The 12,347-nt window shown below is 68.0% G+C and carries 15 protein-coding genes; 14 read left to right on the forward strand and 1 reads right to left on the reverse strand.

Going from position 1 to position 12,347, the window contains the following annotated elements; translation table 11 throughout:
- Positions 1 to 114 precede the first annotated feature (114 nt).
- The 11 genes from secY (at position 115) to truA (ending at position 8,232) form a co-directional block, all read left to right on the forward strand.
- Positions 115 to 1,428, forward strand: a complete 1,314-nt coding sequence (gene secY, locus ACFY12_RS16070) for a preprotein translocase subunit SecY (protein WP_390716803.1) — start codon at positions 115 to 117, stop codon at positions 1,426 to 1,428.
- On the forward strand, positions 1,428 to 2,081 hold the full coding sequence (locus ACFY12_RS16075; RefSeq protein ID WP_390716392.1) for an adenylate kinase: 654 nt from the start codon (positions 1,428 to 1,430) through the stop codon (positions 2,079 to 2,081). The genes secY and ACFY12_RS16075 overlap by 1 nt, the downstream gene beginning before the upstream one ends.
- 209 nt (positions 2,082 to 2,290) lie before the next feature.
- Entirely contained in the window at positions 2,291 to 3,127 is an 837-nt protein-coding gene (map, locus tag ACFY12_RS16080; protein ID WP_390716393.1) for a type I methionyl aminopeptidase, read from the forward strand.
- A 316-nt stretch (positions 3,128 to 3,443) separates the two neighbouring features.
- Positions 3,444 to 3,665 (forward strand): translation initiation factor IF-1, encoded by a 222-nt coding sequence (gene infA, locus ACFY12_RS16085; RefSeq protein WP_003956442.1) that lies wholly within the window; start codon positions 3,444 to 3,446, stop codon positions 3,663 to 3,665.
- 60 nt (positions 3,666 to 3,725) lie between these two features.
- Positions 3,726 to 3,839: a 50S ribosomal protein L36 gene (rpmJ, locus tag ACFY12_RS16090; RefSeq protein WP_003956441.1), complete on the forward strand. Its 114-nt coding sequence runs from the start codon at positions 3,726 to 3,728 to the stop codon at positions 3,837 to 3,839.
- 195 nt (positions 3,840 to 4,034) lie between these two features.
- The gene (gene rpsM / locus ACFY12_RS16095) at positions 4,035 to 4,415 is read left to right on the forward strand and encodes a 30S ribosomal protein S13 (protein ID WP_362914740.1); all 381 of its coding nucleotides are present in this window, start codon (positions 4,035 to 4,037) and stop codon (positions 4,413 to 4,415) included.
- Positions 4,416 to 4,478: 63 nt separating this feature from the next.
- Complete coding sequence (gene rpsK / locus ACFY12_RS16100) at positions 4,479 to 4,883, forward strand: 30S ribosomal protein S11 (protein ID WP_004571845.1); 405 nt, start codon at positions 4,479 to 4,481, stop codon at positions 4,881 to 4,883.
- A 30-nt stretch (positions 4,884 to 4,913) separates the two neighbouring features.
- Positions 4,914 to 5,540 carry a 30S ribosomal protein S4 gene (rpsD, locus tag ACFY12_RS16105; RefSeq protein WP_390716394.1) on the forward strand — a complete coding sequence of 209 codons (627 nt, stop codon included), beginning with the start codon at positions 4,914 to 4,916 and terminating at the stop codon, positions 5,538 to 5,540.
- Between the two features lie 109 nt (positions 5,541 to 5,649).
- A complete protein-coding gene (locus ACFY12_RS16110) occupies positions 5,650 to 6,672 on the forward strand; it encodes a DNA-directed RNA polymerase subunit alpha (protein ID WP_003956430.1) in 1,023 nt (340 codons plus the stop codon).
- A gap of 139 nt (positions 6,673 to 6,811) precedes the next feature.
- Positions 6,812 to 7,279, forward strand: a complete 468-nt coding sequence (gene rplQ / locus ACFY12_RS16115; RefSeq protein WP_066930837.1) for a 50S ribosomal protein L17 — start codon at positions 6,812 to 6,814, stop codon at positions 7,277 to 7,279.
- Between the two features lie 80 nt (positions 7,280 to 7,359).
- Positions 7,360 to 8,232, forward strand: a complete 873-nt coding sequence (truA, locus tag ACFY12_RS16120) for a tRNA pseudouridine(38-40) synthase TruA (RefSeq protein ID WP_390716395.1) — start codon at positions 7,360 to 7,362, stop codon at positions 8,230 to 8,232.
- A gap of 88 nt (positions 8,233 to 8,320) precedes the next feature.
- Here truA and ACFY12_RS16125 read toward each other — a convergent pair whose 3' ends face one another.
- Positions 8,321 to 9,193, reverse strand: coding sequence for a hypothetical protein (locus tag ACFY12_RS16125; RefSeq protein WP_390716396.1), 873 nt, complete (start codon positions 9,191 to 9,193; stop codon positions 8,321 to 8,323).
- A 56-nt stretch (positions 9,194 to 9,249) separates the two neighbouring features.
- Here ACFY12_RS16125 and ACFY12_RS16130 point away from each other — a divergent pair, with 56 nt between their 5' ends.
- The 3 genes from ACFY12_RS16130 to rpsI all read left to right on the forward strand — a co-directional run bounded on the left by ACFY12_RS16130 (position 9,250) and on the right by rpsI (position 12,167).
- Entirely contained in the window at positions 9,250 to 10,884 is a 1,635-nt protein-coding gene (locus ACFY12_RS16130) for an ABC-F family ATP-binding cassette domain-containing protein (protein ID WP_390716397.1), read from the forward strand.
- Between the two features lie 278 nt (positions 10,885 to 11,162).
- Positions 11,163 to 11,606, forward strand: coding sequence for a 50S ribosomal protein L13 (rplM, locus tag ACFY12_RS16135; protein WP_030062877.1), 444 nt, complete (start codon positions 11,163 to 11,165; stop codon positions 11,604 to 11,606).
- Positions 11,607 to 11,648: 42 nt separating this feature from the next.
- Positions 11,649 to 12,167, forward strand: coding sequence for a 30S ribosomal protein S9 (rpsI, locus tag ACFY12_RS16140; protein WP_390716398.1), 519 nt, complete (start codon positions 11,649 to 11,651; stop codon positions 12,165 to 12,167).
- The last annotated feature ends 180 nt before the right edge of the window (positions 12,168 to 12,347 follow it).

Below are 12,347 nucleotides of genomic sequence, written 5' to 3' on the forward strand. Positions count from 1 at the left end.
AGGCCCTGGTACCCCCTCCGTGCGGCTCCCGCCGCGCGGCTCATGGCCGCTACGTATTCGTCGATCCTCAAGACCGTCACCTCCCGCTACGAGGCGGGGGGCGCAGGAGGCACCGTGCTCACCGCGTTCGCCCGAGCGTTCAAGACGCCCGACCTGCGCAAGAAGCTGCTGTTCACATTGGGCATCATCGTGCTCTACCGGATCGGGGCGAGCGTCCCGCTCCCTGGGGTGAACTACGCGAACGTCAAGACCTGCATGGATCAGGCTGGCGGAAACAGCGGGTTGTTCGCCCTGGTGAACATGTTCAGCGGTGGAGCGCTGTTGCAGATCACGATCTTCGCGCTGGGGATCATGCCGTACATCACGGCGAGCATCATCCTCCAGCTGCTGACCGTCGTGATCCCCCGGCTGGAGGCCCTCAAGAAAGAGGGCCAGACCGGCCAGGCGAAGATCACTCAGTACACCCGTTACCTGACCATGGCGCTCGCCGTCCTGCAGGGCACCGGCCTGGTGGCCACCGCCCGCAGCGGTGCGCTCTTCCAGGCGTGCCCGGTCAGCCGCGAGATCATCCCGAACGACTCGATCTTCACCACCGTCACGATGGTCATCACGATGACCGCCGGCACCGCCCTGATCATGTGGCTCGGTGAGCTGGTCACCGACCGCGGTATCGGCAACGGCATGTCGATCCTGATGTTCATCTCGATCGCCGCCGGCTTCCCGACCGCCCTGTGGCAGATCAAGCTCACCGGCAAGCTCGCCGACGGCTGGATCGAGTTCGCGGCGGTGATCGCGGTGGGTCTGGCGATGGTCGCCCTGGTGGTCTTCGTCGAGCAGGCCCAGCGCCGTATCCCGGTGCAGTACGCGAAGCGGATGATCGGCCGCCGTTCCTACGGCGGTACCTCCACGTACATCCCGCTGAAGGTGAACCAGGCGGGCGTGATTCCCGTCATCTTCGCGTCGTCGCTGCTCTACATCCCGGCTCTCATCGCACAGTTCAGCGGGTCGAAGGCGGAATGGGCGACCTGGATCGCCACCAACTTCACCAAGGGGAACCACCCCGTCTACATCGTCACGTACTTCCTGCTGATCGTGTTCTTCGCGTTCTTCTACGTCGCCATCAGCTTCAACCCCGAAGAAGTTGCCGACAACATGAAGAAGTATGGTGGCTTCATCCCGGGTATCCGGGCTGGTCGCCCGACGGCCGAGTACCTCAGCTACGTGCTCAACCGGATCACGTGGCCGGGCTCGCTGTATCTGGGGCTGATCGCGCTCGTACCAACAGTGGCGTTGGTGCTGTTCAACGCGAACCAGAACTTCCCGTTCGGCGGGACGAGCATCCTCATCATCGTGGGTGTGGGTCTGGAGACCGTGAAGCAGATCGAGAGCCAGCTCCAGCAGCGCAACTACGAAGGGTTCCTCCGCTGATGCGAATCGTCCTCGTCGGACCTCCGGGAGCCGGCAAGGGTACGCAGGCTGCGTACCTTGCCCGGAACCTCGCGATCCCGCACATCTCCACGGGGGACCTGTTCCGCGCCAACATCAGCCAGGGCACGCCCCTGGGGGTCGAGGCGAAGTCCTACATGGACGCCGGCAACCTGGTGCCCGACTCGGTCACCATCGGTATGGCCGAGGACCGCATGGAGCAGGCCGACGCCGCCGAGGGCTTCCTCCTCGACGGCTTCCCGCGCAACCTCGGCCAGGCCGAGGCGCTGGACACGCACCTCAAGGGCAAGAACCTCAAGCTGGACGCCGTCCTGGACCTGGAGGTCCCGGAGGACGAGGTCGTCAAGCGGATCGCCGGCCGGCGCATCTGCCGCAAGGACTCGAGCCACGTCTTCCACGCGGAGTACAACAAGCCGAAGACCGAGGGCGTCTGCGACGTCTGCGGCGGCGAGCTGTACCAGCGGGACGACGACCGCGAGGAGACCGTACGCAAGCGGCTGGAGGTCTACCACACGGAGACCGAGCCGATCATCGACTACTACAAGGCCCAGGACCTGGTCGTGACGATCCCGGCCCTCGGCAAGGTGGAAGAGGTCACGGAGCGCGCGATGGCGGCGCTCCAGGGCGGCGAGTAGCCCCCAGCACCTTCGTACGGCCGCGGTGTCCAACATGGGCACCGCGGCCGCGGTCTGCCCGGGGAACACGTAGGTCGCCGTACCGGTTACCGTAGGCAGCAACCATCAATTAAGTAACCACTGCGGCGATCAGCTACCTCCGCGAGAGCGATGGGGGTCCCCCCGCGCCTTAAGCGTGGGGGAGGTTCAGCCGCAAAGAAGGGCCCGGCATGGTGGAGATCAAGACCCCGGAGCAGATCGCGAAGATGCGCGAGGCGGGGCTGGTGGTCGCCGCCATCCACGCCGCGACCCGGGAGGCCGCGGTGCCCGGCGCCACGACCAAGGACCTGGACGACGCGGCGCGCAAGGTGATCGCCGAGCACGGCGCGAAGTCGAACTTCCTCGGCTACGGCGGCTTCCCCGCGACGATCTGCACCTCCGTGAACGACGTCGTCGTCCACGGCATCCCGGACACCGAGACCGTCCTCCAGAACGGCGACATCATCTCCATCGACGCCGGCGCGATCATCGACGGCTGGCACGGTGACGCCGCGTACACGGCCTTCGTCGGGTCCGGTCACTCCGAGGAGCTGATCGAGCTCAGCCGGGTGACCGAGGAGTCGATGTGGGCCGGTATCGCCGCGGTCCGCAAGGGCAACCGCCTGGTCGACATCTCCCGGGCCATCGAGGGGTACATCCGCCGCCAGCCCCGCCCGTCCTGCGGCAAGTACGGCATCGTCGAGGACTACGGCGGCCACGGCATCGGCTCGCAGATGCACATGGACCCGCATCTGCTGAACTACGTCGAGCGCAGGCGCGGCCGCGGCCCCAAGCTGGTGCCCGGCTTCTGCATCGCGATCGAGCCGATGATCAACCTCGGTACGCCCAAGACCCACGTCCTCGAGGACGACTGGACGGTCAAGTCGGACGACGGCAGCTGGTCCTCGCACTGGGAGCACTCGGTCGCGCTGACCGAGGACGGCCCGCTGGTCCTCACGGCCCCCGACGGCGGCAAGGCCAAGCTCGCCGAGTACGGCATCACGGCGGCGCCCGACCCCCTGGCGTAACCCGGTCCGACGGACGGAGTCCGGCGCAGCAGCGCGAAGCTTGTGAGGCGCCCCGGCGCCGAGCCCGCGAGGGCTGCGTCGAGAGGAGCGACTGCGGCAAGGCCAAGCTCGCCGAGTACGGCATCACGGCCGCGCCCGACCCCCTGGCGTAAGGATCTCCGGCCGTGGGCAATAATCCTGGATTCGTCTTTTCCCAGGCACTGACGTAGACTGACGCGTCGGCTCTCGTGCATCCGTATGCCCTGAAGGCTCATACCTGTGGGGCGAAAGTTGAGATGTGAGAGTCGATCAAGGTAGCCGATTCGAAGGGCGAAGCGTGGCCAAGAAGCAAGGTGCCATCGAGATCGAGGGCACCGTGATCGAGTCCCTGCCGAACGCTATGTTCAAGGTGGAGCTCCAGAACGGTCACAAGGTCCTCGCGCACATCAGCGGCAAGATGCGGATGCACTACATCCGTATCCTCCCGGATGACCGGGTCGTGGTGGAGCTTTCTCCGTACGACCTGACGCGTGGCCGGATCGTCTACCGCTACAAGTAGATCTTGTCGCACCCCGCTCCCGTGGGGTGACGGCACCTGACCCGGAGAACCTCACATCCCATGAAGGTCAAGCCGAGCGTCAAGAAGATCTGCGACAAGTGCAAGGTGATCCGCCGCCACGGCCGGGTCATGGTCATCTGCGACAACCTGCGCCACAAGCAGCGCCAGGGCTGACGCACGCCGACCACCTGCAACATCGCAGTTCGCGCGACGCAAGCACAACACGTACATACGCAGTCACCCGACCCCCGCACCTGTGCGGGGACGACACCCCCGGCTCGGAGGCCGGGGACCCGGCTCGTAATGCTGCAGAGTCTTACGGGAACGGTGCTGCGGAAGACCTCCGAATAGCCATCAGGAGCCACATCAATGGCACGCCTCGCAGGCGTTGATCTCCCGCGCGAAAAGCGTGTGGAGGTCGCCCTCACCTACGTCTTCGGTATCGGGCGGACGCTCTCGCGTCAGACCCTCGCCGCCACCGGCGTGAACCCGGACACCCGCGTCCGCGACCTGGCCGAGGAAGACCTCGTCAAGATCCGCGAGTACGTCGACAACAACCTCAAGACCGAGGGTGACCTCCGTCGCGAGATCCAGGCCGACATCCGCCGCAAGGTCGAGATCGGCTGCTACCAGGGTCTGCGTCACCGTCGTGGTCTGCCGGTGCACGGTCAGCGCACCAGCACGAACGCCCGTACCCGCAAGGGTCCGCGTCGCGCGATCGCCGGCAAGAAGAAGCCGGGCAAGAAGTAGTCCTCAGCGGACGCCCACCAGCGGTCTTCGCTGTAGGACCGACCACCTCCACGGGAGAAATTCATGCCTCCGAAGGGCCGTACGGCCGGCGCCAAGAAGGTGCGCCGCAAGGAGAAGAAGAACGTCGCCCACGGGCACGCTCACATCAAGAGCACGTTCAACAACACGATCGTCTCGATCACCGACCCGACCGGGAACGTGATCTCTTGGGCCTCGGCCGGCCACGTCGGCTTCAAGGGCTCGCGCAAGTCCACCCCCTTCGCCGCGCAGATGGCCGCCGAGTCGGCCGCCCGCCGCGCGCAGGAGCACGGCATGCGCAAGGTTGACGTCTTCGTCAAGGGCCCGGGCTCGGGCCGCGAGACCGCCATCCGTTCGCTCCAGGCGACCGGCCTCGAGGTGGGCTCGATCCAGGACGTGACGCCGACTCCGCACAACGGATGCCGCCCCCCGAAGCGGCGCCGGGTCTGATCACCGGCTGATCTAGGAGACAAATAAACAATGGCGCGTTACACCGGGGCCGACTGCAAGCGTTGCCGTCGGGAGAAGCAGAAGCTCTTCCTCAAGGGGAGCAAGTGCGAGAGCGCGAAGTGCCCGATCGAGATCCGTCCTTACCCCCCGGGTGAGCACGGACGCGGGCGCACCAAGGACAGCGAGTACCTGCTGCAGCTTCGTGAGAAGCAGAAGTGCAGCCGTATCTACGGTGTCCTTGAGAGGCAGTTCGTGAACTACTACAAGGAAGCGAACCAGAAGACCGGCAAGACCGGTGAGAACCTTCTGCGCATCCTTGAGACCCGCCTTGACAACGTGATCTACCGGGCCGGCTTCGCCAAGTCCCGCGATCACGCCCGTCAGCTGGTCCGTCACGGACACATCACCGTCAACGGGAAGAAGAACAACATCCCGTCGTCGCGTGTCTCCGCCAACGACATCATCGAGGTCCGCGAGGGCTCTCGGAACCTGACCCCCTTCGAGGTGGCCAAGGCCGAGGCCGGCGAGAAGACCGTTCCGGCCTGGCTGGAAGCGATCCCCTCGCAGCTGCGGATCCTCGTGCACGGCCTGCCCGAGCGCCAGGTGATCGACACCCAGGTGCAGGAGCAGCTGATCGTCGAGCTCTACTCGAAGTAAGAGCTCGTGGGGTGGGGCGGTACGGAGCCGAAGGCGCCGTACCGCCCGTACCCTTGTCTGTACAGCGGGCGTCAAATAGCGGGCGCCCACGACTGAAGGACCGAAAAACATGCTGATCGCTCAGCGTCCCTCGTTGACCGAAGAGGTCGTCGACGAATACCGCTCCCGGTTCGTGATCGAGCCGCTGGAGCCGGGCTTCGGCTACACCCTCGGCAACTCTCTGCGTCGTACGCTCCTCTCCTCGATTCCGGGTGCGGCGGTCACGTCCATCCGCATCGACGGTGTCCTGCACGAGTTCACCACCGTGCCGGGCGTCAAGGAGGACGTCACCGACCTGATCCTCAACATCAAGCAGCTGGTCGTCTCCTCCGAGCACGACGAGCCGGTCGTGATGTACCTGCGCAAGCAGGGCCCGGGCCTGGTCACCGCCGCCGACATCGCCCCGCCGGCCGGTGTCGAGGTGCACAACCCCGACCTGGTCCTGGCCACCCTGAACGGCAAGGGCAAGCTCGAGATGGAGCTGACCGTCGAGCGCGGTCGCGGCTACGTCTCCGCCGTCCAGAACAAGCAGGTGGGCCAGGAGATCGGCCGGATCCCGGTCGACTCCATCTACTCGCCCGTGCTCAAGGTCACCTACAAGGTCGAGGCGACCCGTGTCGAGCAGCGCACCGACTTCGACAAGCTGATCGTCGACGTCGAGACCAAGCAGGCCATGCGTCCGCGCGACGCCATGGCGTCGGCCGGTAAGACCCTGGTCGAGCTGTTCGGTCTGGCCCGCGAGCTCAACATCGACGCCGAGGGCATCGACATGGGCCCGTCGCCGACCGATGCCGCGCTGGCCGCGGACCTGGCTCTGCCCATCGAGGAGCTGGAGCTCACGGTCCGCTCGTACAACTGCCTCAAGCGTGAGGGCATCCACTCCGTGGGTGAGCTCGTGGCGCGCTCCGAGGCGGACCTCCTGGACATCCGCAACTTCGGTGCGAAGTCCATCGACGAGGTCAAGGCGAAGCTGGCCGGTATGGGCCTCGCGCTGAAGGACTCGCCTCCCGGCTTCGACCCGACCGCCGCCGCCGACGCGTTCGGCGCGGACGACGACGCGGACGCCGGTTTCGTGGAGACCGAGCAGTACTGAGACGTCACGGGGGCCGCAAGGCCCCCGGACCCCCGCCCCTCCTTCACGGGAGGGGCCGGTTGTTGCCGGTGAGCATCCGCTCATCGGGCCCTGACCCCGGTACCTGATACGGCCGGGGCAGATACCAAGGAGAAAGAACATGCCGAAGCCCGCCAAGGGTGCTCGTCTGGGCGGCAGCGCCTCGCACGAGAAGGCCATGCTGCGCAACCTGGCGACCAGCCTCTTCGAGCACGGCCGCATCACGACGACCGAGGCCAAGGCCCGTCGTCTGCGTCCGTACGCGGAGCGTCTGGTGACCAAGGCGAAGAAGGGCGACCTTCACAACCGCCGTCAGGTCATGCAGCTGATCTCGGACAAGAGCGTCGTCCACACGCTCTTCACCGAGATCGCCCCGCGTTACGCGGAGCGTCCGGGTGGCTACACCCGTATCACCAAGATCGGCAACCGTCGTGGCGACAACGCCCCGATGGCGGTCATCGAGCTGGTCGAGGGCGAGATCGCCAAGAAGGCGACCGTCGCCGAGGCCGAGGCCGCTGCCAAGCGCGCGGTCAAGGAGGCCGACGAGGCCAAGGCTGCCGAGGCGGCCGAGGAGTCGAAGGACGCCTGAGGCATTGCCTGACGTGAGCGGGCCCGTCCCTTCGGGGCGGGCCCGCTTCGCGTTGCCGCGGGCCTGAGAGGATTGCTTACGTGAGTGACAAGGTGGAGCCCGGGTACGTCCGGGTGCGGCTGGATCTTTCCTATGACGGCAAGGACTTCTCCGGGTGGGCCAAACAGGCTCACGGGCAGCGGACCGTCCAGGGGGAGATCGAGGGCGCGCTGCGCACCGTGACGCGGTCGTCGGAGACGTACGAGCTGACCGTGGCCGGGCGGACGGACGCCGGAGTGCACGCGCGCGGCCAGGTGGCGCATGTGGATCTCCCCGAGGCGCTGTGGGCCGAACACCGGGAGAAGCTGCTCAAGCGGCTCGCCGGGCGGCTCTCCAAGGACGTACGGATCTGGTCCGCGACCGAGGCGCCGGACGGCTTCAACGCGCGCTTCTCGGCGATCTGGCGGCGCTATGCGTACCGGGTGACCGACCACCCCGGGGGTGTGGATCCGCTGCTGCGCGGCCATGTGCTCTGGCACGACTGGCCGCTCGACGTCGATGCCATGAACGAGGCGGCCCGCGCCCTGCTGGGGGAGCACGACTTCGCGGCGTACTGCAAGCGGCGGGAGGGCGCCACCACCATCCGTACGCTCCAGGAGCTGAGCCTGGAGCGGGGTGCGGACGGGATCGTCACGGCGACCGTGCGGGCGGATGCCTTCTGCCACAACATGGTGCGGTCGCTGATCGGCGCGCTGCTGTTCGTCGGCGACGGGCACCGGCCGCCGGAGTGGCCCGGGAAGGTGCTGGCGGCCGGCGTACGGGACTCCGCGGTGCATGTCGTACGGCCGCACGGGCTGACGCTGGAGGAGGTCGGCTACCCGACCGACGACCTGCTCATGGCCCGTAACAAGGAGGCGCGCAACAGGCGGACCCCGCCGGCCCGGTCCGGCGCCGGCTGCGTCACCTGCGACTAGTCGGCTGCGTCCCCCGCGACCAGGGGCCTGACCCCCTCCACCGACGCTGCGTCCCATCCATCGGCCGGGCCCTGCCCCGCCGCCGGTGTCAGGAGCGCCGGCGGGCCTTCTCCTGCGCCTCCTTCAGCTGCTGCTCGCCGGCCTTGGCGGCCTGGTCCTTGCCGCGCTGGGCGATCCGGGTGAAGGCGTAGGACCCGGCGTCCCGGGAGATCTGCCGGACGCCGGCGTCGCTGCCGGTGACGTCCGTGCCGTCGAGGTGCCCGGCGATGGTGAAGTAGGCGTAGCGGCCGGTGGCGTTGGTGGTCATCTGGCACTTGCTGCCCTGGCAGAAGCCCGAGGGGACACCGCTGCCCGGCAGCGGCATCAGGTTGGGCCGGTTCTCGTTCATGACCTTGGTGGCCTGGGCGGGCGAGTCGAAGACCGCGACACCGATGGTGACCGCCACCCCGTCCTTGGCGTACGTGGCGCGCAGCAGCTGCTTGCAGCCGTTGTGGGAGAGCGACGAGACCAGCGCGCCCTGGGCGCCGGCGGTGCAGTCCCCGGTGCCGGCGGTTTCGGTGAGCGGGTAGCTGTGCTCGCCGACGACCATGCTCTTCTGCGGGAAGAGGGTGGCGGGGGTGAGCGGCGCCCTGTCCTTCTTGGGGTCGGAGATGTAGTCGTGCGGGTTGGGCGGGGGCGGCACGGAGACATCGGGGAACGACGGCTTGTCGTCCGGGACGGTCCGGCCGGACGAGCTGGGCGCGGCCGTCGGACCGCCGCCCGGCGTGTCACCGCCGCTGGAGATCACGGCGGTGGCGACGATGCCGGCCACCGCGAGGGCCGCCAGCGCCCCGCCGCCGATCCACAGCCAGCGTTTGCGGCGGGATCGCGCCTCGCTCTCGTCGGCGAGTGCGTCCCAGTCAGGAGTGGACGAAAAAGATCCCCCGGGGCCGTCGAAGGGCCCGCCTTGCCCGAAACTCATGGCGCGCATATTAATCGGGTTGGTGGATCGCCAGGAGCCCGGTCACAATCCGGCCCATGGGACATCTGGAAGCGGGGCACCTGGAGTACCACCTGCCGGACGGGAGGGCCCTGCTCGGGGATGTGTCCTTCCGGGTGGGGGAGGGGGCCTCGGTCGCGCTGGTGGGGGCCAACGGCGCGGGCAAGACGACGCTGCTGCGGCTGATCGCGGGGGAGCTGCAGCCGCACGGCGGGGCGGTGACGGTCAGCGGCGGGCTGGGGGTGATGCCGCAGTTCGTCGGCTCCGTACGGGACGACCGTACGGTGCGTGACCTGCTGGTCTCCGTCGCGCAGCCGCGGATCCGGGCGGCGGCCGCGGCGGTGGACGCCGCCGAGCTGGCCCTGATGACCGCCGAGGACGATGACGAGCCGGCGCAGATGGCGTACGCGCAGGCGCTGAGCGACTGGGCGGAGGCCCGCGGGTACGAGGCCGAGACGGCCTGGGACATGTGCACCATGGCGGCGCTGGGCATCCCGTACGAGAAGGCCCAGTGGCGCCAGGTGCGCACGCTCTCCGGAGGCGAGCAGAAGCGCCTGGTCCTGGAGTCGCTGTTGCGCGGTACGGACGAGGTGCTGCTCCTGGACGAGCCGGACAACTATCTGGACGTCCCCGGCAAGCGCTGGCTGGAGGAGCAGCTCCGGCAGACCCGTAAGACGGTGCTGTTCGTCTCGCACGACCGGGAGCTGCTGGCCCGCGCCGCGGAGAAGATCGTCAGCGTCGAGCCGGGCCCGGCGGGCTCCGATGTCTGGGTGCACGGCGGTGGCTTCGACACCTACCACCAGGCCCGTAAGGAGCGCTTCGCCCGCTTCGAGGAGCTGCGCCGGCGCTGGGACGAGAAGCACGCCCAGCTGAAGAAGCTGGTGGTCACCCTGCGGCAGGCGGCCGCGGTCAGCCACGAAATGGCCTCCCGGTACGCGGCGGCGCAGACCCGGCTGCGCAAGTTCGAGGAGGCCGGGCCGCCGCCGGAGCCGCCGCGTGAGCAGGAGATCACCATGCGGCTGCGCGGCGGGCGGACCGGCGTGCGGGCGGTCACCTGCGAGAAGCTGGAGCTCAGCGGCCTGATGAAGCCGTTCTCCCTGGAGGTCTTCTACGGCGAGCGGGTCGCGGTCCTCGGCTCCAACGGCTCGGGCAAGTCGCACTTCCTGCGGCTGCTGGCGGGGGACCCCGAAAATCCCGTCGCCCATACGGGCACGTGGAAGCTCGGTGCCCGGGTCGTCCCCGGCCACTTCGCCCAGACCCATGCCCACCCGGAGCTCCTGGGCCGCACCCTGCTCGACATCCTCTGGACCGAGCACGCCAAGGACAAGGGCCAGGCGATGTCCGCGCTGCGCCGCTACGAGCTGGAGCGGCAGGCCGAGCAGCGCTTCGAGCGCCTCTCCGGCGGCCAGCAGGCCCGCTTCCAGATCCTGCTCCTGGAGCTCGCGGGCACCACCGCCCTGCTGCTGGACGAGCCCACGGACAACCTGGACCTGGAGTCGGCGGAGGCGCTGCAGGAGGGCCTGGAGGCGTACGAGGGGACGGTGCTCGCGGTGACGCACGACCGGTGGTTCGCCAGGAGCTTCGACCGCTTCCTGGTGTTCGGTGCGGACGGGCGGGTGCGGGAGACCGCCGAGCCGGTGTGGGACGAGGACCGAGTGGAGCGGCAGCGGTAGGCCGAACGGCGGCGTCAGGGCCTGTGCCAGGGCCTGTGCCAGCTCGTGCGCCGGGGGACACCAGGCCGATTTTGACCCCGCCGGGGGCGGCCCGGTATTCTGCTGGTTCGTTATGCGTATTGGCTTGCTCTATCTCACGTGAGGGGCCTTACGCCGGCCACCGGGCCGATGACCAGCAGCGGACGATCGGGTTGCGTCACCCGTAGTTCGACAGCCGTGTGATCAGCCGGAGTGACCCCAGTACAGGACCCATTCACCACAGAAGCGAAGGCTAAGACGTGCGTACGTTCAGCCCCAAGCCCGGCGACGTCCAGCGCCAGTGGCACATCATTGACGCGCAGGACGTTGTCCTGGGCCGCCTGGCCAGCCAGGCCGCGTCCCTCCTGCGGGGTAAGCACAAGCCGGTGTACGCCCCTCACGTTGACACGGGTGACTTCGTCATCATCATCAACGCGGACAAGGTGCACCTGTCCGGCAACAAGCGGACCCAGAAGATGGCCTACCGTCACTCCGGCTTCCCGGGTGGTCTGCGCTCCGTCCGTTACGACGAGCTGCTGGACAAGAACCCGGAGAAGGCCGTCGAGAAGGCCATCAAGGGCATGCTCCCCAAGAACACCCTCGGCCGTCAGATGCTCTCGAAGCTGAAGGTCTACGCGGGCGCCGAGCACCCGCACGCTGCGCAGCAGCCGGTCCCGTTCGAGATCACCCAGGTCGCGCAGTAAGTCCGGCCACACCCTAAGACGACAGAGAATCTGAGGAGCATCGTGGCTGAGACCACCCCCGAGATCGAGACCCCGCTGGACGAGGTCGAGGTCGAGCAGTACACCACCGAGACCGAGGTTCCGCTGGAGGGTGAGTACACCTCCGAGTCCCTCGCGTCCCGCTTCGGTGAGCCGCAGCCGGCCGCCGGCCTGGGCCGCCGCAAGAACGCCATCGCCCGCGTCCGGATCGTCCCGGGCACCGGCCAGTGGAAGATCAACGGCCGCACCCTCGAGGGCTACTTCCCCAACAAGGTGCACCAGCAGGAAGTCAACGAGCCCTTCAAGGTGCTCGAGCTGGAGGGCCGCTACGACGTCATCGCCCGCATCGCCGGCGGCGGCATCTCCGGCCAGGCCGGTGCGCTGCGCCTGGGCGTGGCCCGTGCGCTGAACGAGGCGGACGTCGACAACAACCGCGGCCCGCTGAAGAAGGCCGGCTTCCTCAAGCGCGACGACCGTGCGGTCGAGCGCAAGAAGGCCGGTCTGAAGAAGGCCCGTAAGGCGCCGCAGTACAGCAAGCGCTAATCGCGCGCGCTGCACCATGCAGCTCTGGCGAACGCCCCGGTGGCACCTCCGTGCTGCCGGGGCGTTCGGCTATCCGTACCAGGTGCGTACACCTGGGGCGTACACCTGGGACCTGGGGCGTATACCTGGACCGAGGCCCTGGTCCAAGCACGGTCCAAGCACGACAACTGGGAGGACACC

The organism is Streptomyces sp. NPDC001339, assembly GCF_042895955.1.
Taxonomy (GTDB): domain Bacteria; phylum Actinomycetota; class Actinomycetes; order Streptomycetales; family Streptomycetaceae; genus Streptomyces.